This is a genomic window from Clavibacter sp. VKM Ac-2872, assembly GCF_015351105.1.
Lineage (GTDB): Bacteria > Actinomycetota > Actinomycetes > Actinomycetales > Microbacteriaceae > Clavibacter.
Map to the genome: position 1 here is coordinate 1,257,713 of NZ_JADKRR010000001.1, position 21,628 is coordinate 1,279,340.

The 21,628-nt window shown below is 75.8% G+C and carries 23 protein-coding genes; 9 read left to right on the forward strand and 14 right to left on the reverse strand.

The genetic code is table 11. The features are described from left to right. Positions 1 to 61 precede the first annotated feature (61 nt). Both lipA and lipB read right to left on the reverse strand, forming a co-directional pair. Entirely contained in the window at positions 62 to 1,054 is a 993-nt protein-coding gene (gene lipA, locus ITJ40_RS05980; RefSeq protein WP_194666181.1) for a lipoyl synthase, read from the reverse strand. Next, entirely contained in the window at positions 1,051 to 1,752 is a 702-nt protein-coding gene (gene lipB / locus ITJ40_RS05985) for a lipoyl(octanoyl) transferase LipB (protein WP_194666182.1), read from the reverse strand. The genes lipA and lipB overlap by 4 nt, the downstream gene beginning before the upstream one ends. A 109-nt stretch (positions 1,753 to 1,861) precedes the next feature. Between lipB and ITJ40_RS05990 the strand changes: the two genes are divergently transcribed. The 4 genes from ITJ40_RS05990 to ITJ40_RS06005 all read left to right on the forward strand — a co-directional run bounded on the left by ITJ40_RS05990 (position 1,862) and on the right by ITJ40_RS06005 (position 4,807). Next, positions 1,862 to 2,770: a siderophore-interacting protein gene (locus ITJ40_RS05990; protein WP_194666183.1), complete on the forward strand. Its 909-nt coding sequence runs from the start codon at positions 1,862 to 1,864 to the stop codon at positions 2,768 to 2,770. Positions 2,771 to 2,935: 165 nt separating this feature from the next. Further along, positions 2,936 to 3,523 (forward strand): hypothetical protein, encoded by a 588-nt coding sequence (locus ITJ40_RS05995; RefSeq protein WP_194666184.1) that lies wholly within the window; start codon positions 2,936 to 2,938, stop codon positions 3,521 to 3,523. Then, positions 3,520 to 4,014, forward strand: a complete 495-nt coding sequence (locus tag ITJ40_RS06000) for a hypothetical protein (protein WP_194666185.1) — start codon at positions 3,520 to 3,522, stop codon at positions 4,012 to 4,014. The genes ITJ40_RS05995 and ITJ40_RS06000 overlap by 4 nt, the downstream gene beginning before the upstream one ends. A 130-nt stretch (positions 4,015 to 4,144) precedes the next feature. Beyond that, the gene (locus ITJ40_RS06005; RefSeq protein WP_194666186.1) at positions 4,145 to 4,807 is read left to right on the forward strand and encodes a YitT family protein; all 663 of its coding nucleotides are present in this window, start codon (positions 4,145 to 4,147) and stop codon (positions 4,805 to 4,807) included. A gap of 28 nt (positions 4,808 to 4,835) precedes the next feature. Here the strand turns inward: ITJ40_RS06005 and ITJ40_RS16995 are convergent, their stop codons facing one another. Continuing rightward, positions 4,836 to 5,369: a DUF3817 domain-containing protein gene (locus tag ITJ40_RS16995; RefSeq protein ID WP_228511830.1), complete on the reverse strand. Its 534-nt coding sequence runs from the start codon at positions 5,367 to 5,369 to the stop codon at positions 4,836 to 4,838. Positions 5,370 to 5,704: 335 nt separating this feature from the next. Between ITJ40_RS16995 and ITJ40_RS06015 the strand changes: the two genes are divergently transcribed. Next, complete coding sequence (locus tag ITJ40_RS06015; RefSeq protein ID WP_228511832.1) at positions 5,705 to 9,109, forward strand: sialate O-acetylesterase; 3,405 nt, start codon at positions 5,705 to 5,707, stop codon at positions 9,107 to 9,109. A 43-nt stretch (positions 9,110 to 9,152) separates the two neighbouring features. Here ITJ40_RS06015 and ITJ40_RS06020 read toward each other — a convergent pair whose 3' ends face one another. Then, positions 9,153 to 9,830 carry a cation transporter gene (locus ITJ40_RS06020; protein WP_194666187.1) on the reverse strand — a complete coding sequence of 226 codons (678 nt, stop codon included), beginning with the start codon at positions 9,828 to 9,830 and terminating at the stop codon, positions 9,153 to 9,155. Then, a complete protein-coding gene (locus ITJ40_RS06025; protein WP_194666188.1) occupies positions 9,827 to 10,180 on the reverse strand; it encodes a helix-turn-helix transcriptional regulator in 354 nt (117 codons plus the stop codon). The genes ITJ40_RS06020 and ITJ40_RS06025 overlap by 4 nt, the downstream gene beginning before the upstream one ends. A gap of 107 nt (positions 10,181 to 10,287) precedes the next feature. Between ITJ40_RS06025 and ITJ40_RS06030 the strand changes: the two genes are divergently transcribed. Next, positions 10,288 to 10,725, forward strand: coding sequence for a low molecular weight phosphatase family protein (locus ITJ40_RS06030; protein WP_194666189.1), 438 nt, complete (start codon positions 10,288 to 10,290; stop codon positions 10,723 to 10,725). Here the strand turns inward: ITJ40_RS06030 and ITJ40_RS06035 are convergent. Beyond that, positions 10,722 to 11,348 carry a TetR/AcrR family transcriptional regulator gene (locus ITJ40_RS06035; RefSeq protein ID WP_194666190.1) on the reverse strand — a complete coding sequence of 209 codons (627 nt, stop codon included), beginning with the start codon at positions 11,346 to 11,348 and terminating at the stop codon, positions 10,722 to 10,724. The genes ITJ40_RS06030 and ITJ40_RS06035 overlap by 4 nt on opposite strands. A 77-nt stretch (positions 11,349 to 11,425) precedes the next feature. On the opposite strand from ITJ40_RS06035, the gene ITJ40_RS06040 reads away from it, so the two are divergent. Continuing rightward, positions 11,426 to 12,742 (forward strand): carboxylesterase family protein, encoded by a 1,317-nt coding sequence (locus ITJ40_RS06040; RefSeq protein ID WP_194666191.1) that lies wholly within the window; start codon positions 11,426 to 11,428, stop codon positions 12,740 to 12,742. A 16-nt stretch (positions 12,743 to 12,758) separates the two neighbouring features. On the opposite strand, the gene ITJ40_RS06045 is transcribed toward ITJ40_RS06040, so the two are convergent. Then, positions 12,759 to 13,619: an alpha/beta fold hydrolase gene (locus ITJ40_RS06045; protein ID WP_370531999.1), complete on the reverse strand. Its 861-nt coding sequence runs from the start codon at positions 13,617 to 13,619 to the stop codon at positions 12,759 to 12,761. Then, complete coding sequence (locus ITJ40_RS06050; RefSeq protein WP_194666193.1) at positions 13,616 to 14,182, reverse strand: GNAT family N-acetyltransferase; 567 nt, start codon at positions 14,180 to 14,182, stop codon at positions 13,616 to 13,618. The genes ITJ40_RS06045 and ITJ40_RS06050 overlap by 4 nt, the downstream gene beginning before the upstream one ends. A 148-nt stretch (positions 14,183 to 14,330) precedes the next feature. Between ITJ40_RS06050 and ITJ40_RS06055 the strand changes: the two genes are divergently transcribed. Then, positions 14,331 to 14,525 (forward strand): hypothetical protein, encoded by a 195-nt coding sequence (locus ITJ40_RS06055; RefSeq protein WP_194666194.1) that lies wholly within the window; start codon positions 14,331 to 14,333, stop codon positions 14,523 to 14,525. A gap of 93 nt (positions 14,526 to 14,618) precedes the next feature. Here ITJ40_RS06055 and ITJ40_RS06060 read toward each other — a convergent pair whose 3' ends face one another. Both ITJ40_RS06060 and ITJ40_RS06065 read right to left on the reverse strand, forming a co-directional pair. Next, positions 14,619 to 16,379 (reverse strand): DEAD/DEAH box helicase, encoded by a 1,761-nt coding sequence (locus ITJ40_RS06060; protein ID WP_194666195.1) that lies wholly within the window; start codon positions 16,377 to 16,379, stop codon positions 14,619 to 14,621. A 66-nt stretch (positions 16,380 to 16,445) separates the two neighbouring features. Then, a complete protein-coding gene (locus ITJ40_RS06065) occupies positions 16,446 to 17,315 on the reverse strand; it encodes a trans-aconitate 2-methyltransferase (RefSeq protein WP_194666196.1) in 870 nt (289 codons plus the stop codon). Positions 17,316 to 17,362: 47 nt separating this feature from the next. On the opposite strand from ITJ40_RS06065, the gene ITJ40_RS06070 reads away from it, so the two are divergent. Then, positions 17,363 to 18,004, forward strand: coding sequence for a helix-turn-helix domain-containing protein (locus tag ITJ40_RS06070; protein WP_194666197.1), 642 nt, complete (start codon positions 17,363 to 17,365; stop codon positions 18,002 to 18,004). Here ITJ40_RS06070 and ITJ40_RS06075 read toward each other — a convergent pair. The 4 genes from ITJ40_RS06075 to ITJ40_RS06090 form a co-directional block, all read right to left on the reverse strand. Next, a complete protein-coding gene (locus tag ITJ40_RS06075) occupies positions 18,001 to 19,500 on the reverse strand; it encodes a PASTA domain-containing protein (protein ID WP_194666198.1) in 1,500 nt (499 codons plus the stop codon). The two genes, ITJ40_RS06070 and ITJ40_RS06075, sit on opposite strands and share 4 nt — an antisense overlap. Positions 19,501 to 19,639: 139 nt before the next feature. Then, positions 19,640 to 19,819, reverse strand: a complete 180-nt coding sequence (locus ITJ40_RS06080; protein ID WP_194666199.1) for a hypothetical protein — start codon at positions 19,817 to 19,819, stop codon at positions 19,640 to 19,642. Between the two features lie 152 nt (positions 19,820 to 19,971). After that, a complete protein-coding gene (locus tag ITJ40_RS06085; protein ID WP_194666200.1) occupies positions 19,972 to 20,595 on the reverse strand; it encodes a carboxylesterase in 624 nt (207 codons plus the stop codon). Further along, entirely contained in the window at positions 20,592 to 21,569 is a 978-nt protein-coding gene (locus ITJ40_RS06090) for a ring-cleaving dioxygenase (protein ID WP_194666201.1), read from the reverse strand. The genes ITJ40_RS06085 and ITJ40_RS06090 overlap by 4 nt, the downstream gene beginning before the upstream one ends. Positions 21,570 to 21,628: the final 59 nt, after the last annotated feature.

The window sequence follows — 21,628 nt, forward strand, 5'->3', positions numbered from 1 at the left end:
CGGGAGCGGCCCGTTCGTCAGCGACCCGACAGGTCCGCGGCCGGGGAGGGATCGCCGGGCGTCAGCCGACGGCCTGCGCGAACCCGCGCGTCGGATCGGCGAGGTGCTCGAGCCCAGCGGGCAGCGCCCGGCCCTTGGCGGCCATCGACTGCGCCCACAGCCGGCCCGCGCGGTACGACGAGCGCACGAGCGGGCCCGCGAGCACGCCGAGGAACCCGATCGCCTCGGCCTCCTCCTTGATCTCCACGAACTCCTCCGGCCGCACCCAGCGCGCGACGGGCAGGTGCCGCGGGCTCGGACGCAGGTACTGCGTGACGGTGATGATGTCGCAGCCCGCGCCGCGCAGGTCGACGAGCGCCTCGGACACCTCCTCGCGCGTCTCGCCCATGCCGAGGATGAGGTTCGACTTGGTGATGAGGCCCGCGTCCCGGCCCTGGGTGATCACGTCGAGCGAGCGCTCGTACCGGAACGCCGGGCGGATCCGCTTGAAGATGCGCGGCACCGTCTCCACGTTGTGCGCGAAGACCTCCGGGCGCGAGGAGAAGACCTCGGCCAGCAGGTCGGGGTTCCCCGAGAAGTCGGTCGCGAGGATCTCGACGCCCGTGCCCGGGTTGTCGGCGTGGATCCGCCGCACGGTCTCGGCGTGCAGCCACGCGCCCTCGTCGGGCAGGTCGTCGCGCGCGACGCCCGTCACGGTCGCGTAGCGGAGGCCCATGCGGCGCACCGAGTCGGCGACGCGGCGCGGCTCGTCGGTGTCGTAGTCGGCGGGCTTGCCGGTGTCGATCTGGCAGAAGTCGCAGCGGCGCGTGCACTGGGATCCGCCGATGAGGAACGTCGCCTCCCGGTCCTCCCAGCACTCGTAGATGTTCGGGCAGGCGGCCTCCTGGCACACGGTGTGCAGGTCCTCCGTCTTCACGAGCTGCTGGAGCGCCTGGTACTCGGGCCCCATGCGCGCCGTGGTCTTGATCCACCCCGGCTTCTTCTCGATCGGGGTCTCGGCGTTCCGCACCTCGAGGCGGAGCATGCGGCGCCCGTCGGGAGCGGCGGCGCTCATGCGCGTGCTCCGGTGACAGGGGAGTGGGGAGCGGTGGAGGGCATGGCGGATCCGTTCGAGGAGAGGGCGCGCACGAGGTGCGGGCGGAGGAGGGGGACCACGTCGGCCGGGGTGACCGTGCGGCCGAGGGCGCGGCTGATCGAGGTGACGCCGGCGTCGCGGATCCCGCACGGGACGATGCGGTCGTAGGCGTCGAACGCGTTGCTGCAGTTGAGCGCGAAGCCGTGCATCGTGACGCGCTCGGCGACGCGGACGCCGATGGCGGCGACCTTCTCGTCGCGCGGGCTGCCGTCGGGGGCGGTTCCGCGGATCCAGACGCCCGAGCGGCCGTCGACGCGGCACGACGCGATCTCGAGGTCGGCGAGGAGGGCGATGAGCGCGTCCTCGAGGCGGCGCACGTGGGCCACGACGTCGAGGGGCTCCGGCAGCCGCACGATCGGGTAGCCGACCAGCTGGCCCGGCCCGTGCCAGGTGATGCGGCCGCCGCGGTCGACGTCGATCACCGGCGTGCCGTCGCGCGGCCTGTCCTCCGGCTCGGTGCGCCTCCCCGCGGTGTACACGCTGGGATGCTCGAGGAGGATGACGGTGTCCTGCGCCCGGCCCGCGACGACGTCGGCATGCAGGGCACGCTGACGCTCGAGGGCCTCGATGTACGGCACGGAGTTGGCGCTTAGCCCCGTGACGACGATGTCGACCACGCGGCCAGTGTAGGCGCACGCGCAGCCGGGGTCCCGGCCCGTGTCGGCACGCGCCGCGCCGCGCCTCCACGTTGCCCGGGGCCGCGGGGGAGCGGAGGATGGATCCTCGATGACCGACTCCGCCGCACCCGCCGCCCTGCCCGCCTTGCTCGCCCCTCTCGTCCCCGACCGTCCCGTCCGCGCCGCGCGCGCCCAGCACGTCCTCGAGGTGACCCGCACGGAGCGCCTCAGCCCGCACCTCGTCCGGGTGCACCTCGGCGGGGAGGGGACGCGCGCTCTGCTGGAGCAGGCGGTCCCCGAGCGGCTCGCCGCGACCGACGCCTACGTGAAGCTGATGCTGCCGCAGCCGGGATCCGGGCTCGTCCCGCCGTTCGACCTGCCCGCCCTCCGCGACACGCTGCCGGCCGAGGCGCTGCCCGCGGTGCGGACCTACACGCTGCGCCACGCGGATCCGGTCGCGGGCACGTGCGCCATCGACTTCGTGGTGCACGGCGACGACGGGCTCGCGGGCCCCTGGGCGGCGTCGGCGCAGCCCGGCGACGTGCTCGCGGCGAGCGGCCCCGGCGGCCTGTTCCGGCCGAGCGAGGACCCCGCGGTGACGCGGCTGCTGATCGGCGACGACTCGGCCGTGCCCGCGATCGCCGCCGCGCTCGCCGCGATGCCCGCGGACGCGACGGGCGTCGCCCTCCTCGAGGTGGAGGGTCCCGCCGACGAGCTGCCGCTCGCGCATCCCGCCGGTCTCGAGCTGCGCTGGATCCACCGCTCCCGCACGCCCGACGCGGTGCCGGGCGCGCTCCTCGTCGACGCTGCCCGCGCCCTCCCGCGGCCGGGCGGCGAGGTCGAGGTCTTCGCGCACGGCGAGCGCGGCGCGATGAAGGAGCTGCGCGCGCTGCTGCAGGACGGCTGGGGCATCGACCGGCGTGCCCTCTCGCTCTCCGCCTACTGGGCGCTCGGCCGCGCGGAGGACCGCTTCCAGGCCGAGAAGCGCGAGCCGGTGGGGGCGATCTTCGCGGACTGACGGCGCGTCGGACGCGTCGGATGACGAGCGCCCGCCTGTGCGATCGGCGCCCGCGATCCACCGCCCGCTCCGTACGCTCGCGGAGGCCGTGCCTCCCGGGGCGTCCTCCCTCCGAGGCCGGCCCGCTCGACGACAGCGCATGTCGCTGACCCGGGAGAGCGCACCATGTGGATCGACGACGACGGCACCGTGTCGTCCATGTGGGTGAGCGGATCGTTCCGCCTCCTGCCGTGGCGGGCCCGCTGGGCCCTGTGGACCGCCGAGCCCGACGAGCTCGACGAGCTGTCGGACGACGTGACCGCGCTCGAGACCGCCGTCCGGAACGCCGCCTCCTGCCGCCGGGAGTGGCCGGAGCAGTCGGCGTACCGCATGCGGGAGATCCCGCGGGAGGTCCTCGGCGGATTCCGCGGCCTGCGCGACTTCGCCGACGTGCGCGAGCACCTGCTGTCCTTCCCGCTGGCGCTCTCCATGCAGTGGCAGACCGACGCCGTGCAGGTGGCGGTGGACGTCGTCGACACCGTCCGCCGCAGCACCCGCCGTCGTCGGCTCGCGCGCGGCGCGCACGTCCTGGCGTCGCGGCTCCGGATCCCGGTGATCGGCCGAGCGGACACCGCCCCGCCCCGGGCCCGCCGCATCGCCCCCCTGGACGCGTGCGCGGCGCCCGGGCAGCTCGTGGACGACGACGGCGAGCCGCTGCGCGATCCCTCGCGCTCCGAGCGGCTCGCCGCCGCACGGGCACGGGCGGGGGGATGACGGCCGAGGTGGAGCCGTACGCTCCCCGTTCCTTCCTCCGAAATGCCGCCGTCCCGCCATACGAGGACTGGCTGCCAGCCGGGATCGCCGGGCGCATCCGGCTGCCCGGATACCCGCACCCGTGGGTCCTGGCGCGGACCATGAACGGGGACGACGAGCTCGGTCCCGACGCCTACCGCCTGATGCTCCCCGCGGAGCTGCGGTACGGCGACGGCGATGACGACTGGATGGTGATCATGCCCGACTCGGGGTTCCTGCCCGGCCCCGAGGGCGGTCTCATCGACGTCGTCACCACCGCGCTCGACGTCCGGTGGGACGCGTCCCCCGAGGCGTGGGAGGAGGCCAGGGCGTGGTTCGTCCGGCAGTCCGACCGCTCGTGGGAGCGCCTGACGCGGTGGCAGCGCCTGTCGTTCGGCTCGATCACCGGTCGACAGAGGAAGGGGCCCGTGGCGTTCTTCGACGTGGGCCCATCCGCGGAGCCCTTCGGCTGAGACCGCAGCACCGGGCCGGTGGGGGCGGCACGCCGCGCCGGGGGACCCCGCCGATCCGCCATGCTGGTCCCTGCGCGGAACGCGGCACGACCGCCCGCGCGGATCCCGTCCCCCCACCCCGGAGACCGCCATGACCGCTTCCGCGTCCGAGCCCCTACCCGCGCCGCCCGTCGTCGCCCCCGGCGAGCCGACGACCGCGGGGATCCCGCACTCGGTCTTCGAGGACGTGCTGGGGATCCTCACCGGCACGTTCGTCGCGTCGTTCGGGCTGTTCCTGCTGCGCGACGCCGGCGCGGTCACGGGTGGCACCGCGGGTCTCGCCCTGCTGCTGAGCTACACGGGCGTGCTGCCGTTCGGGGTGCTGTTCTTCGTGGTCAACGCGCCGTTCTTCGCGCTCGCCGTGTGGAAGAAGGGGTGGCGGTTCACGATCCGCACGGCCGTCTCGGTCGCGCTCGTGTCGCTGTTCTCGACGCTGCACCCGGCCATGGTCACGAGCCTGGCCCTGCAGCCCGTCTACGGCGTGCTCGCGGGGAACCTGCTCGTGGGCATCGGGCTGCTCGTGGTGTTCCGCCACGGATCCAGCCTCGGCGGCTTCAACATCGTCGCGCTCATCGTGCAGGAGCGGCTCGGCTTCCGGGCCGGGTACGCGCAGATGATCCTCGACGTGATCGTGATCCTGCTCGGCCTCACGGTCGTGTCCCTCGGCGGCGTCGTGATGTCGGCGCTCGGCGCGGTGCTGCTCAACCTGGTGCTCGCGCTCAACCACCGCCCGGGGCGCTACACCGGGGTCTGAACAGGAGGCGGGCGGCGATCCGCGGCGGTCAGCGCCGCGAGGTCGCGGCGTCGGGCGACGCCGCTGCGGCAGGGGTCCGGCTCGTTCCGACGTCGACCGCGTCGGCCGGCTGCCGCAGGTATCCCCGACGACGCAGCCCGACCTCGAGCGGCAGCGTCGCGAGCGGCGGGATCGCGGCGACGCCCGCGAGGAGCGCGGGCTTCCAGCCCCAGCGCAGGCGGATCGCGGCGACGGCCGTGACGATCACGTAGAGGACGAACGCGGCGCCGTGCAGGCGACCGAAGACGTAGACGCCGAGCTCGGTCGTCTGCGTCACGTACTTGAGGAACATGCCCACCAGGAGGCCGGTCCACGTGACCGCCTCGACCACCGCGACGACGGCGAAGAGGCGGCCGAGGCGGGACGGGCGGTCGGAGCGGTCGCGCGTGCCGTGGACGAGCGCCGCGAACCCGGCGGCCGGAGCGGGGGCGGATGCGGATGCGGTGGCGGCGGAGGACGGAGCCGCGGGGCGGGCCCCTGGCTCGGCGGGCGGGGCGGCGTCGGGGTGCGGGGCGTCGGTCATGGGGCCTTCCGGGGCAGGGGGATCCACGGGGATCCGACGGGCGGGGCAGGTCGCCCTCCACGGTACGCGGCGCCTTCGGGCGGGAGCTGTGGGCGGGCGTCGGCGGCGGGCACCGTGCGCTGGCGCGGGAGACCGCGTGTGGGGGACGTCCGTCGTGCACGTGGCATGTGCATCGCCTGTGAGGCGGGCGTGCGTGGGGTCCTCACCGGACACGTGTCACGCATCACCGCCGCGATGTGCAAGCATTTCCGCATGAGGTGGAATTCACCTCGACGATCTGGGGGGATCAATTGGGGGAGCACCACTCTGCCGTCCGCCGTGCCTCGACACGGGGGATGCGCACCGCATCCGCACGCGCACGCGCACGTCTCATCGCCGCCATCACGGGGCTCAGCCTCGGGGTGACTCTGCTCGTCGCCGTCGAGCCGTCCGCGGTTCCGGCCGAGGCCGCGACGGCGGGCACCGCCGCGTCGTCCGCGCGCGTCATCGCGCCCGGCACGGGCGTCGTGCAGCCGGCCGCGACCGACGGTGCGCCGACCACCGCGTCGATGATGCGCCTGCTGCAGGCCACCGCGGCCGCCGCGCCGTTCACCGCGACGCCTGCGCCGGTCATCACCGGCAAGGCCGTCATCGGCCAGCGCCTCCTCGCCACCACGGCGCGCTGGACCCCGACCGCGACCAGCAGCACGTACGCGTGGCTCGTCGACGGCGTGCCCGTGAGCGGGCAGACGAGCACCGCGTACACGGTGCGCGCCGCCGACGCGGGGTCCGTCATCACGGTCGCCGTCACGGGCAGCCGCTCCGGCTACGACACGACCACCCAGACCAGCGCGCCGACCGCGGCCGTGCCGACGCCCGTCGTCGCGCCGTTCACGGCTGCCCCGACGCCCACCATCGCCGGATCCCCGCAGGTGGGCTTCACGCTCACCGCACGGTCCGGAACCTGGACCCCGTGGCCGACCTTCTCCTACTCCTGGACCCGGGACGGCGTGCTCATCGCCGGGCAGACCGGCGTCACCTACCGCGTCACCGATGCGGACCGCGGCGCGGCGCTCGCCGTGACGGTCACCGGCACGAAGACCGGGTATTCGACGACGCCTCGGACGAGCGACGCGGTGACGGTGCCGGGCGCGGCGCCGACGGTGGCTCCGACCACGACGCCGACGACCGTCCCCACGCCGACCCCCACGGTCGCGCCGACGCAGGCGCCCACGCCGACGCCGACGCCGACGCCGACGGTCGCGCCGACGCAGGCTCCGACCCCGATCCCCACGACCGCACCCACCCCCGAGCCGACGACGCCCGCCGCCGCGCCCTTCAGCGCGGCCGCGACGCCGACGATCGCCGGTACCGCGCGCGTCGGCTTCACGCTGTCCGCGCGCGCCGGGGTGTGGACCCCGTGGCCCACGTTCTCCTACGCGTGGCTCCGCGACGGCGTCCTCATCGCCGGGCAGGCCGGCGTGACGTACCGCGTGCAGGCCGGGGACGCGGGATCCCGCATCAGCGTCACCGTCACCGGCACGAAGACCGGCTACGCGACGCAGTCCCTGACGAGCGCCGAGCTCCAGGTCCCCGCCGCCAGCACGCCGACGCCCACCCCGGCGCCGACCACGCCCGCGCCGACCCCCACGGCGACGCCGGGCACGCCCGCGCCGACCCCCACGCCCACGGCGACGCCGGGCACGCCGACGCCGACGCCGACCGCGACGACGCCCGTCCCGACCCCGGATCCCACCGCCCCGACCGAGGACGCCGCGTTCTCGGCCGCCGCCACCCCGACCATCGCCGGGACCGCCCGCGTCGGCTTCACGCTGTCCGCGCGCGCTGGCGTCTGGACCCCCTGGCCGGCCTTCTCCTACCAGTGGACCCGGGACGGCGTCGCGATCGACGGCCAGACCGCCGTCACGTACCGCGTGCAGGAGGGCGACCAGGGCACCACCATCGCCGTGATCGTCACCGGCACGAAGACCGGCTACGTCACGCAGTCCCTCGCGAGCGACGGCCTCCTCGTGCCGCTGCCCGAGTCGACGCCGGAGCCCACCGTGCCCACGCCCGACCCGACGCCCGCCCCCGACGTCGCGTTCCCGACCGTGGGCACCCCGTCGATCACGGGCCTCGGTCGCGTGGACTACACGCTGAACGCCAAGTCCGGCACCTGGTCGCCGTGGCCGTCCTTCTCCTACGCGTGGCTGCGCGACGGCGTCGTGATCCCGGACCAGACCGGTCCGAGCTACCGCGTGGTGGCGGGTGACGTCGGCACGGGCATCTCCGTCGCCGTCACCGGCACGAAGACGGGCTACATCACGCAGACCGTGACGAGCGATCCCGTCGCCGTCGTCGCGACGCCCGTCACGCCGCCGCCGCCCGCGCCGGCCATCCCGTTCGAGGCGACGACGGCGCCCGTGATCCAGGGGTCGCCGGTCGCCGGCAGCCCCCTGCGGGTGGAGACGCCCGCGTGGACTCCCGAGGCCACCGCCTACTCCTACGCGTGGGCCCGGGACGGCGTCACGGTGCTCGGCGCGACCGACGCGACCTACACCGTGCGCCGCACGGACGCCGGGTCGCGGATCACCGTGACCGTCACGGGCACGCGCTCCGGCTACAAGGCGACGAGCCGCACGAGCGATCCGACCGCCGCCGCGGTCGACGCCCTCGACGTCCCGCCCGCCGAGCCCGCGCCGTCGCCCGACGACCAGCCGTTCACGGATGCGCCGACCCCGACGATCACGGGTGACGCGTCCGTCGGATCCACCCTCACGGCCGAGACGCCGGCCTGGACCCCCGAGGCGACCACGCTCATCTACGTGTGGCAGCGCAACGGCGTCGTGGTGCCCGGCCGCACCGCGTCGACCTACGTGCCGGCTCCGCGCGACGCCGGGTCGCAGATCACCGTGACCGTCACCGGGCGGGCCGACGGCTACGCGCCGACATCCCGCACCTCCGTCCCGCGCCAGATCGCCTCGACGGGGGAGGGCTACGACGTCGTCGTGATCCTCGGCCAGTCGAACGCGCAGGGCGTCGGCACGGGGTGGGATCCGTCCGTCGACGTCAGCGTGCCCGGGCTCGACCAGCTCGCCGGCAGCGGCGCCAAGGCCGGGCAGATCATCCCCGCCGAGGACTCGCTGAGCCACGTGACGACCTGGACGACCTCCGGAGGCGTGCAGGCCGTCGGCCCCGGGATGGAGCTCGGCCGGCACCTGCTCGCCGACGCCCGCCCGGGCCGGAAGGTGCTGCTCGTCCCCGCCGCGATGGCGTCCACGTCGATGACGGGCGACGGCACCTACGCCTGGAACCCGGCGGACACCCGGTCGCGCATCAACCTGTTCACGCGCGCGCTCGGGCAGATCGACGCGGCGCTCGCGCAGGATCCCGACAACCGGCTCGTCGCGGTCGTCTGGGCCCAGGGCGAGTCGGACGCGACCCGCACGAACGCGGCCGGCTACCAGTCGATGCTGCTCGACCTCGTCGACCGGCTGAACACGCGGTACGGCGCGGTGCCGTTCCTCATCGGCGGCATGGTGCCCGAGTGGCTGAACGTGTCGTCGCTGCGCCAGGGCATCGACACCGCGCAGCAGGGCATGCCCGCGCTGCGGGCGAACGTGTCGTACATCCCGGGAGCGTCGGGGTACAGCAGGGCCGAGGACTCGATCCACTACACCGCCGCCGGCGCGCGGGCGATGGGCGACAAGTACTTCGCCGCGTACCAGCGGGCGACGGGAGCCGTGCAGCTGTCCCGGTGAGGGAGCGGCGGCCGGGCGCGATGCCCGGCCGCCCCTCTCGGCGTCAGCGGTAGGCGTCGTCCTGCGCGCGCTCGCCCGTGAGCGCGGCGACGGGCACGGTGCACGCGTCGCCGCGCCACGCCTCGACGCCCTCGCGGACGGCGAACGCCGCGATGACGAGCCCGGCGACCGGATCCGCCCACCACCAGCCGAGCCCCGCGTCGAGCAGCAGCCCGACGAGGAGCGCCGCGGAGAGCCAGGCGCACACGAGGGTCTGCCGCGAGTCGGCGACCGCGCTCGCGGAGCCGAGCTCGGTGCCGGTGCGCCGCTCGAGCAGGCTGAGCGCCGGCATCACGGCGAGGCTCAGCGCCGCGAGCACGATGCCCGTGGTGCTGGGCCGTGCCGCCGATCCGCCTGCCAGCGCGAGCACGGCGTCCACGCTGACGTAGGCCGCGAGCCCGAGGAACGACACCGCGATGAGCCGCAGGGCCGTGCGCTCGCGCGTCTCCGGATCCGGCGCGGAGAACTGCCACGCGACGGCGGATGCGGCGAGCACCTCCACGATCGAGTCGAGCCCGAAGGCGACGAGCGCGGTCGAGGACGCCGCGGCGCCGGCTGTGAGGGCGACCACGGCCTCGACCGCGTTCCACGCGATGGTGCCCGCGACGATCCCGCGGATGCGGCGGCGCAGGACGTCTCGGCGCGCGACCGTGAGGCCGGGCGTCGCCGCCGGCGCGCTCACGCGTCCACCGCGCAGCAGCCGGGGTCGCAGAGCGCGGGGTCCGCGCACGCCCGGTCGTCGTCCACCGCGAGCACGACCTCCACGAGCGCGCCGAGGCCGCGGGCGATGCGCGGGTCCCGGATCTCGTAGCGCTGGCTGCGCCCCTCGGCCACCGTGCGCACGATTCCGCAGCCGCGCAGACAGGCGAGGTGGTTGGACACGTTCTGGCGCGTGAGGCCGAGGGCGTCGGCGAGGAGCGCGGGGTAGGCGGGGCCGTCGAGCAGCTCCATGAGGATCCGCGCCCGGGTCGGATCCGCGAGCGCCCGGCCGAGCCGGGTCATGACGTCGAGACGGGGAGCGAGGGCGGGCATGCGATGACGGTACAGCACTGGCTGTACCGATGTCGAGGACCGGGCGCGCGGGTCTGCCAGGATCGACGGGACGCCCGCCCGCGGGCGACGTCCCGACCGGAGGTCCCATGGCCGAGCGCATCCCGCACGTCGTCTTCGTCTGCGCCCGCAACGGCGGCAAGTCCCAGCTCGCGGCGGCCCTCATGCGCCACGCGGCGGGCGACGCCGTCGTCGTCACGTCGGCGGGCACGGATCCCGGATCCTCGCTGAACGCGCTCGCCGTGGAGTCGCTCGCCGAGCTCGGCATCGACGTCGCGGGCGAGCGCCCGAAGCCGCTCACCGACGATATGGTGCGCGAGGCCGACCTCGTGGTCGTGCTCGGCGCGGAGGCGCACGTGGACGGCGACCAGGACGTCGCGGTCGAGACGTGGATCACGGACGAGCCCTCCGCGCGCGGCATCGACGGCATGGAGCGGATGCGGCTCGTGCGCGACGACATCCGGGCGCGCGTCGAGGAGCTGCGCGGCCGTCTCAGCGGCGTCGCGGGCGGCCCGGCGGCGCGCTAGGCGTCCACGGACGCGCGCCGTTCGACGCGGCGGGCGACGAGCGCATCGATGTGCCGCTCGAGCACGCCCAGCGCGCGGGCGCTGCGGGCCGCGTCCGGCTCGTCGACGAGCAGCTGCAGCGCGAGGCCCGCGAGCAGCGCCTGCAGGTGGTCGGCCTCCGCGTCGGGATCCGCGTCGGGTCGCAGCAGGCCGGCCGCCCGCAGCTGAGCGAGCTGCTCGAGGCACGTCTCCCGCGCGGCCGCGTGCGCGGCGGCGCGCACCTCGCGCAGCCGCGGGTGCGAGGCGGCATCCGCGAGGAGCGCCGCGGTGACCTCGACCTCGGCGCGGCGCGCGTCGTCCAGCGGCAGGTGCTCCGCGAGGATGCGCACGGCCCGGCGTCGGGCGTCCGGGTCGGCGCGCCGCGCCCGGATGCGCGCGTCGATCCGCCGGGCCACCAGCCCGGTCGCGTGGGCCACGAGGTCGATGCGGCTGGGGAAGCTGTGGCGCAGGGATCCCGTCGAGAGGCCCGCCTCGGCCGCGACCGTGCGGACGGAGACGCCGCTCGCGCCCTCGCGGCGGATGACCCGCCAGACCGCCTCGGCGAGCTCGTCCTCGCGGCGGGCGTGGTCGATCAGGCGGGGCATGGCGTCACGGTAGCACCGGGATCCGGGGCCTCCGCGGGCCTGCCGGCGAACGCCTCCCGAACGGTAACGTCGACAAGATGACCGCCTTCACGCCGCCCTGCGGCCCCGTCGTCGGCTGGGCGGACGGCGACGTCGTCCGCGCGACCGGCATCCCGTACGCCATGGCCGACCGCTTCATGCCGCCGGTGCCGCACCCCGACTGGACGGCGCCGCGCGACGCCACGGCGTGGGCGCCCGCGTGCCCGCAGCCGCCCATGGAGGAGCTCGACGCGGTGCTCGGGAGCTTCTCCGACCTCGCCGTCGACGAGGACTGCCTGCGCGTCTCCGTGACGATGCCGCGCGACGCGGCGCCCGACGACGCGCTGCCGGTGATGGTGTGGATCCACGGCGGCTCCTACGTGTCGGGCGCGGGGGACGTGCCGATCATGGATCCGGCGCCGCTCGTCGCCGAGCAGCGCGTCGTGGTCGTCACGGTCACCTACCGGCTCGGGCTCCTCGGCTACCTCGGGGACGGGCGCGACCGGCCGGCGAACCTCGGCCTCCTCGACCAGCTCGAGGCGCTCCACTGGGTCGCGCGCAACATCCGCGCCTTCGGCGGGGACCCGGATCGCGTCACCGCGTTCGGGCAGTCGGCGGGCGGGGACGCGGTCGCGCACCTGATGGCCGTGCCCGCGGCCGCGGGCCTGTTCCGGCGGGCGATCGTGCAGAGCGCGCCGCTCGGCATCTCACGGGGCCGGCGCCGCATGGCCGCCGCGATGGCGCGCGCGTCCCGCGGGCTCACTGCCGAGATGCCCGTGGCGGAGGTGCTCGCGCGGCAGGCCGAGGTCGAGCGCGCCGCCGCGCCGTTCGGGCTCCCCGGCGCGATGCCGTTCGGCACGCAGTACGGGCACGCGCCGCTGCCGCCCGAGTCCGACATCGACGCGGCGTGGGATCGCGCCGCGCCCGGCGTGGACGTGCTCATCGGCAGCACGGCCGAGGAGGCGCGGCTGTTCCTGCCGGGGATCCCGTGGCTCGCGCGCCTGACGCGCCTGCCGGTGGTCGGCCCGCTCGTGCGGCGTGCGGCCGTCGCCGCGGTCACGGGCATCGTCTACGGCGTCCCGGGTCGTCGCTTCGCCCGCCGCCACGCGCGCGCCGGCGGCACGGCGCACCGCTACGTGATCCGCTGGTCGGCGCCCGGCAGCCCCTTCGGCGCCGCGCACACCGTGGACCTCCCGCTCCTGTTCGGCGACGAGGAGGCGTGGCGCGGCGCTGGCCTGCTCGCGGGGGCGGACTGGGCCGGGATCCAGCGCGACGCCCGCCGGGTGCGGCAGGTGTGGGGCGACTTCGCGCGCGGGCGGATCCCGACCCGGCAGCTGATCCCGGGCGTGCTGGAGCTGCGGCGCGTGCGCGGCTGACTCCGGCGCGGCGACGTCAGAGCAGGGCGGTGACCGCGGCGGCGACCACCTCCGGGTCCGTGACGGGCACCATGTGCTCCGACCGCGGGGCCGGGATCCACGCGCCCTGCTCGGCTGCGCCCGCGGACTCCCGGTGCGCGCGCACGAGGTCGCGCCGCTGGCCGCGGGTGAGCGGGCCGTCGGACGTGCCGGAGATCACGCGGACCGGCACGCCCGGGAGCGCATCGGCGGAGCCGAGCAGCGCCGGCATCGCGGCGAGGCCCGGCAGGAGGTGCCGCTGCTCGGCGGCCGTGGCGCGTGCCGCCCGCACGGAGCCGGCGGCGTCGGCGGCGGCGGTCAGGAGCGGGGTCGGAAGGCCGGCGAGGGCGACCCGGTGCAGCCGGCGCAGCAGCCCGAGCCGCGCGAGCGGGACGAGGAGCGCCGCCTGCACGCCGAAGGCGGCCCGCACGGCGCGCGTCGCGTAGGCGCGGGCACGCTCGTCGCTCGGGTCCACCAGCACGACACCCGCGGTCGGCAGCCCGCGCGCGATCCGCCGCGCCGCCGCCACGCGCACGATCGGACCGCCCCAGCTGTGCCCGGCGAGCACCAGCCGGCGATGCGGGAACGCGGCGATCACCGCCTCCAGGTCGTCGGCGAGCCGGTCGAGGTCGCGGGGCGCGGGATCCGGGTCGCTGCCGCCGAGCCCCGCGCGGTCGTACGCGACGACGCGGTGGGTGCGGGCGAGGATCCCGTGCACGAGCCCCCACGTGAGCCCGCTGCCGCCGAGACCGGCCTCCAGGACCACGAGGTCGTCGCCGTCACCCGCGACCATCGCGCGAAGGCGGCGTCCGTCGGCGGTCGTGACCGCGACATCGCGCCCGAGGAGGCCGGTCGTCACGCGAGCACCGGCCACGGCGGTGGCGTGCGGTCGTCGGTCGCGAGGAGCCCCGCGAGCCAGTCGTCCTCGCGGCCGTCGCGACCCAGGGCGCCGAGGCGGGCGACCCCCTCGAAGCGGAAGCCGAGCGCGCGGGCGACGGCGGCGGATCCGGTGTTCCCGCCGTACGCGCGCCACCCGATCCGGGCGACGCCGAGCCCCGTCGCCGCGTCGAACCCGTGATCGACGACCGCAGCGGCCGCCTCGCGCATGATCCCGCGGCCGCGTGCTCCCGGCGCCAGCCAGTACCCGATCTCGGCAGCGCCGTCCGCGATGTCGTGCAGCCCCACGGTGCCGACGGGCTCACCACCCTCGAGCACGGCCCAGGTGAGGCGCTCGCCCGAGGCCCAGCCGTCGGCGCAGAAGCCGGAGACGTAGGAGACCGCATCCTCGCGCGCGTACGGCACGGGGACGGGCACGTAGCGCTGGATCGCCGGGTCCTGGCACGCGGCCGCGATGGCGTCGACGTCCTCGAGCGCGGGAGGACGGAGGACGAGACGCGGGGTGCGGAGGGTCACGGGATCCATCGCGCCACGGTACCGGAGGGCCCGGTCATCGATCCGTGGCCGCGACGACGTGCACGCGGGGGAGTGCGCGGACGCGGGTGGCGGGCAGTGCGCCATCATCTCCCTCGACGGCGCCCGGCCGTCGCGCGATGGACGGGATCCGATCGGCATGACGACGCGACACCGCATCCTGTTCACCGCGACCCTCGTGATCACCTCGGGGCTCGAGGTCGCGGGGATCATCCTGCTCGCGAGCTCGGACTTCGAGGACCTGCGCGGCCGGGGCCTCTGCTTCGCGGCAGCGGGGATCGCCATCGTCTACGTCCTCGTGCGCCGCGTCCAGCGTCCGAGGCCGGACCGCTGAGAGCGACGCCCGCCGACAGGATCGAGGGCGAAACCCGCACGACGACGGCCCGCCCCCTCGGGAAGGGGACGGGCCGTCGTCGTGGGACGCGGATCAGTCGCGGGGCTTGCGACCCCGACGCTCGGGCGCCGCACCGCGCTCGGCGGCACGGGGGCCGCCGCGGTCGGGGCGGATGTCGATCGGGCGGCCGTTGATGACCGTGCTCGCGAGCTTGTCGAGCTTGTCCTGCGACAGGCCGACCGGCAGCTCGACGAGCGAGAAGTCGGGGCGGATGTCGATGTGGCCGAAGTCCTCGCGGCTGAAGCCGCCCTCGTTGGCGAGCGCGCCCACGATCTGGCGGGGCTCCACGCGGTGGCGGCGGCCGACGTCGATGCGGTACGTCGCCATGTTGCCGCTGCCGCGCGCGGGACGGGCGCGACGCTCGCCGCGGTCGTCGCCGTCGCGGGACGGGCGGTCGTCGCGGCGCTCGCGCTCGACGCGCGGCGGACGGAGGTCGTCGGCCGAGAGCAGCAGCGGGGTGTCGCCCTGCGCCACGATCGCGAGCGCGGCGGCCACGTCGGACTCGACGACGTCGTGGTGGTTCACGTAGTGGCCCACGATGTCGCGGAAGGCGTCGAGGCGCTCGCGGTCGGCGAGGGCCGCGGTGATGGCGTCGTCGAAGCGGGAGAGGCGCGTGACGTTCACGTCCTCCGCGCTCGGCATGCGCATCTCGGTGAGCGGCTGGCGCGTGGCCCGCTCGATGGCGGTGAGGAGACGACGCTCGCGGGGCGTGACGAAGCTGATCGCCGCGCCGCTGCGTCCCGCGCGTCCCGTGCGGCCGATGCGGTGCACGTACGACTCGGTGTCGATGGGGATGTCGTAGTTGACGACGTGGCTGATCCGGTCGACGTCGAGCCCGCGGGCCGCGACGTCGGTCGCGACGAGGATGTCGAGCTTGCCGGACTTCAGCTGCTCGACCGTGCGCTCGCGCTGGGCCTGCGCGACGTCGCCGGAGATGGCGGCGGCCGCGTACCCGCGGGCGCGGAGCTTCTCGGCGAGCGTCTCCGTCTCGTTCTTGGTGCGGACGAACACGATCATGCCCTCGAAGTTCTCGGTCTCGAGGATGCGCGTGAGGGCGTCGACCTTCTGCGGGTACGACACCATCAGGTAGCGCTGCGTGGTGTTCGCCGAGGTCGTGGTCTTGTTCTTGACCGTGATCTCCTCGGGGTCCTGCAGGTACTTGCCCGAGATGCGACGGATCTGCGCGGGCATGGTCGCCGAGAACAGCGCGATCTGCTTCGACTTCGGGGTGTCCGCGAGGATCGTCTCCACGTCCTCCGCGAAGCCCATCTTGAGCATCTCGTCGGCTTCGTCGAGCACGAGGAACTTCAGCTGCGAGAGGTCGAGGGTGCCCTTGTCGAGGTGGTCCATGATCCGGCCGGGGGTGCCGACGACCACGTGCACGCCGCGACGCAGCGCCGACAGCTGCACGCCGTAGCCCTGGCCTCCGTAGACGGGCAGCACGTGCACGCCGCGCATGCCGGACGCGTAGCGCTCGAACGCCTCGCACACCTGGAGCGCGAGCTCGCGGGTGGGCGCGAGCACGAGGGCCTGCGGGGTCTTCTGCGAGACGTCGAGGTTGGAGAGGATCGGCAGCGCGAACGCGGCCGTCTTGCCCGTGCCGGTCTGGGCGACGCCGAGGACGTCGCGGCCGGAGAGGAGGGAGGGGATCGTGGCCGCCTGGATCGCGGAGGGCGTCTCGTAGCCCACGTCCTTGAGTGCCTTCAGCACCTGGTCGGAGAGACCGAGGTCGCTGAAGGTCGTGCGGGGGGCGGCGTCCGCGTCGGGGGTGGATGCGGTGTCGTCAGTGCTCATGCCTCAACGGTAGGGGGTCGGGGGCGCCCCGGGCCCCACGGCGGGCGGATCGGCGGACAGGCCGGGTCACCGGGGGCGGCGCCCGACGTACGCCGTGCGGGATCCGCGCAGCCGCAGGTCGGGGGTCCGCGCCAGGGCGTGCGGGCCGTCGTCGTCGAGGAGCGCGTCGAGGGCGGCGCGGTCGGCGGCGTCGAGCCGGTCGGCCGCGCGCTCGCGCACGCGGGCCAGCCACGCGCGGGCATAGGGGAGCGTCGCGGCGGCGGCGATCGGATCCGCGGGGTCAGGATCGATGCGGAACGCGCGCGTCGTGACGTCGACGAGGCCGGCGTCCCGCAGCCACGGCGCCCAGTCCGGGTGCGACGGGCCGCCCGTGCCGCCGTGCGTGACCGCGTCGTCGAGGCGGTCGGCGAGGCCGGGGCGGACGAGGGCGGGATCGAGCCGGTCGGGCAGGAAGCGGGGCGGGCCGTCCATCTCGACGACGACGAGGATCCCACCCGGCGCCAGGCCGTCGTGGACGCGCGCGAGGAGCCTCGCGGGGTCGGCGACCTCGTGCAGCATCAGCGACGCCCCCACCACGTCGGCCGGCGGCAGCGCGGGCCAGCCCGCGTCGAGGTCGGCGTGCACGGGGCGGATCCGGTCGGCGAGCCCGTCGACGACGGCGCGCTCCGCGACCCGGTCGAGCATGGCGGGGCTCGCGTCGACGGCGTGCACCACGGCCCGCTCGCAGCGCCGCGCGAGCGCGACCGTGCCGGTGCCGGTCCCCGCGCCGAGGTCGACGACCACGCGGCCGGGGGTGTCACGTGCGAGGCGGCGGACCCAGGCGGTCAGCTCGAGCTGATGGCGGTGCAGGACCCGCGCGTCGAGGTCGAGCATGCGGGCGAGCGAGGGGTCGTCGGCGGCGTGGGCGTGGGCGTGGGCGTGGTGCGCGTGGGTCATGGATCCAGGGTGGCGCACTCCTGCTCCAAACGCATACGATCTTGCCCATGACGCAAGAGCCCGATCTCGACGCCCTCATCCGCCAGCGCATCCGCAGCCTCCGTGAGGCCCGCGGCTGGTCGCTCGACGTGCTCGCCGCACGGTGCTTCCTCAGCCCGTCGACGCTCAGCCGCATCGAGACGGGTCACCGGCGCATCGCGCTCGACCAGCTCGTGCCCATCGCCCGGGCCCTCGAGACGTCGCTCGACGCGCTCATCGAGTCGGGCGACGACGCCGACGTGGTGATCCGCCCGCAGGAGGACGCGCAGGCGGGGCGCACGACGTGGATCCTCTCGCGCGGCGGGGCCAGCGGGTCGGGCCCGTTCGTGGCGAAGATGCGCATGACGCCGACGCGCCCCGTCCCGGTGGACGAGCTCGGCGTGCACCCCGGCCGGGACTGGTTCACCGTCCTGTCCGGGACGGCCCGGCTGCAGCTGGGGGAGCGGACGATCCTGGTGGAGGCGGGCGACGCGGCCGAGTTCTCGACCATGGTGCCGCACGCGATCGGCGCCCACCGCGGGGTCGTCGAGATCCTCACGATCCTCGACCGCGACGGGCAGCGGGCGCACCTGCGGACGACGGGGACGGGGGTCCTCGCCGGATCCGCCGAGCCGGGCGATGCGTCGGCCGCAGCGGGGACGGAGGCCTAGCCCTCCGGGGTCGGGTCGCTCGGGGCGTCGGTCGGAGCGGGACTCGGGTCGGGGCCGGGGTCGACCGGATCCGTGGTCGTGGGCGGATCGGTGGGCGCAGGGTCCACGGGATCGGTGGTCGCGGGCGGATCGGTGGGCGCGGGGTCCACGGGATCGGTCGTCGGCACCGGGTCGGTCGTCGGCACCGGGTCCGTCGTCGGCTGGGGATCGGTCGTCGGCACCGGGTCGCTGCCGGTCCCGCCGCTGCCGGTGCCGGTGCCGCCGCCCGTGCTGCCGCCGCCCCCGGTGCCGGTGCCGCCTCCACCACCCGGGGTGAACGTCCCCGTGCCGGGTCGCGTGCCGGGTCGTGACGGGATGTTCGGCGCCTTCGGGACGACCGGGAGCGCGATGCGGTCCGGGGCGGGGGTGGCGAGCGTGAGGGTCACCACCGTGCCGGGCGCGACGCGCGTGCCGGGGGCCGGATCCTGGCTGGCGACGATGCCGACGTCCTGGCGGACGAACGCGCCGCCGCCGGAGCCCGCGAACGCGATGCCAAAGCCGGACGCGGCGAGCGTGTCACCCGCGTCGGCCCCGCTCATGCGCGTCACGTCCACCATCTCGACCAGGCCGTCGGCCGAGACCGGGAGCGGGTTGGCCGGATCCGTCGCGTTCGGCACCGGACGGGAGTCGGAGATCTCGATGGTGTCGGAGTCCGCGACGTCGTCGCGCGCCGAGGGGAGGACGGAGGCGACCGCGCCGCCCGCGATGAGCAGGAGGGCGAGACCGGCCGCGACGCCGCCGGTCGCCCGCGTGCGGACGCCCGGGATCCAGGCGGCACCGCTGCGGATCAGCGGGACGAGGCCCGCCACGAGCGCGACGACGCCGAGCGCGATGAGGAGGCCGGGGATCCCGGCGATGAGGGCGGCGGCCACGACCAGCACCGCGGCGACCGCGAGCGCGGCCCACGGCCAGGTGCTGCGGCCGCGCAGGGCCGGCGCGGTGGCGGCGGCGCGCGGGACCGGGGCGGAGGCGGCGCTCGTCGCTGGGCGCGGCGGCGCGAAGCTGCCGGCCACGGACGAGGTGCGCGGAGCGGGGGCCGGGGCGTCCTGCGGCGCACCGGGCGGGGGCTCCATCGGCAGGCCGGTGGGAGGAGCGACGGGGGCGCCGGTGGGCGGTGCCATCGGGTAGCCCGCGGGCGGCGCGACGGGAGCGCCCGTGGGCGGTGCGAGGGGTGCGCCGAGAGGGGCGTCCACGGACGCGTCGACGGCGGATCCCGCGGGCGGGTCGAGCGGTGCCGCAGCGGGCGCGTAGTCCTCGGGCAGAGGCGACTCGGAGATCAGCTTGGGCTCGGGCGTCGAGGACGCCCGGCCGGGGAAGACGCGGCGGCTGGAGACGAGCGACGTCCAGCGGGTGCCGTCCCAGAAGCGCTGGTTGCCCTCGCCGTCGCCGAACCAGCCGGGCTCATCGGACGACGGGGTGACCGACGTCGGGGACGCGGGCGGCGGGGTCGACGACATGGTGCTCCTCAAGAGAGCGTTCCCCAGGTGGGGGAACTGCTCCTCGGCCCAGGTTAGGCGGCGCTCGGGCCGGCCGGGAAGCCCGCACGCCCGGCCGGGCCGTCTCCCGCACCCCCAATCAGGGGCGTGTCGACGGGCGTCAGGCGGCCAGGGCCGCGGCGAGGAGCGGGGCGAGGTCGACCTCGAGGCTGCGCGTGCCCGCATGGCGGAAGCCGTCGGCGCTGCCCGCGAAGGCGACGCAGGCCGGATCGCCCGGGAGCAGGGCACCGTCGACGGCCGCGACGGGTCGGACGGGGGCGGTGGTGGGGGAGACGGACACGGGCACGGGATCCTCCTGATCTCAGCGCCCGGGCGGGCGGTGACCCCAGGCTCGCCGACCGCGCGCGCCCGCGCGTCCTCCTGACGGCCCCCGCGCCTCGTCCCCAGGGGGGAGTCGTGCGGGTCGCCGGGGCGGGTCGGGCCGCGGCGCGGTCAGCCGGTGCGGATCCGCGCGCGGGCCGCGTCCAGGTCCCGCGCGTCGAGCCCGTGCCCGCCGGGCCGCACGCGCGACACGACGTCGGACCCGAGGGCGACGGCCTCGCGCACCGTCCGCTCCACGTCGACGAGCGGCGCCATGGCGTCGGCGTCGCCGTTGAGGAGCGTGATGCGCGTGCCCGCCAGGTCGGCGGCCGGCGCCCGGTCGCCGAGCGGCCAGCGCGCGGAGAAGGCGATCGTCTCGGGCAGCGCCCACGGGTGCAGCAGCGTGGTCGCCAGCGCCATGTTCGCCCCGTTCGAGAATCCGACCGCGAGGATCGCGCGCCCGTCGATGGCGTAGGCCGACCGGGCCTCGGCGACCAGGTCGGCGAGCTCGGCCGCCCGCGCGACCACGTCGTCCACGTCGAAGACGCCCTCCGCGTGGCGGCGGAACCAGCGGGCGGCGGATCCCTCGCGCACGCTCCCGCGCGGTGCCAGCACGGGCTGCCCGGGCGCGAGGAGCCGCGCGAGCTCGAGGCCCTGCCGCTCGTCGGCGCCCGTGCCGTGGAGGCCGAGGATCACGGGCCCGGTGTCCGCGCCCCGCTGGAACTCGTGCGGCGTCGCGTCGAGGAGCGCGCTCACGCGGCGGGTCCCTCGGCCGAGGCGGCCTCCTCGTCGGGCATGCGGAGCGGCGGCACCGCGGCCTCGATGTCCGCGCGGCTGGGCTCGAGCCACGGCGGGAGGCGGAGGCTGCGGCCGAGCTCGAGCAGCGGCTCGTCGATGTCGAAGCCGGGGGTGTCCGTCGCGATCTCGAACAGCACGCCGCCGGGCTCGCGGAAGTAGATGGAGGTGAAGTACTGCCGGTCGAGGATCTGCGTCACCTGGTGCCCGCGATCCGCCAGCTCGTCGCGCCACGCCTGCTGCTCGACGCGGCCGGGCACGCGGAACGCGACGTGGTGCACGGTGCCGCCGGCCGTGAGGCCCTGCTGTGCGCCCGGGTCGGCGACGAGGTCGACGATCGCGCCGGGCCCGCCGTCGCCCGCGGCGAAGCGGAAGCGGCCGTCGCGCTCGTCCACCAGCCGGAGCCCGAGGTCGTCGGTGAGGACGGAGGCGGTGCCGGCAGGATCCCGCACGGTGAGCACCGAGGAGTGCTGGCCGCGGATCGCGTGCTCGGCGGGGACGTCGGCCGAGTCCCACGGGGCGCGCGGGTCGACGACGGAGGAGGCCACGAGGTCGATCTGCAGGCCGTCGGGGTCGCGGAGGGAGAGGCGCTCCTCCTCGGATCCGGTCGACGAGATCGACGACGCGACGCCGTTGGCGCTGAGGTGCTCGGCCCACCAGCCGAGGCTGCCCGCGGGCACGGAGAACGCGGTCGTCGTGGACTGTCCCGCGCCGACGCGGCCCGCCGGCACGCCCTTCCACGGGAAGAAGGTGAGGAGGGATCCCGGGCGGCCCTCGGTGTCGCCGTAGTAGAGGTGGTAGCTGCCGGGACTGTCGAAGTTCACGGTGCGCTTGACGAGCCGGAGGCCCATCGCGCGCACGTAGAAGTCGACGTTCCGCTGCGGGTCGCCGCCGATGGCGGTCACGTGATGCAGTCCCTGGGTGCTGGCGGTCATGAGGCGCTCCTTCCGCGCGGCCCGGCCGGGCCATGTCCATGCAAACGCATGGGAGGGCG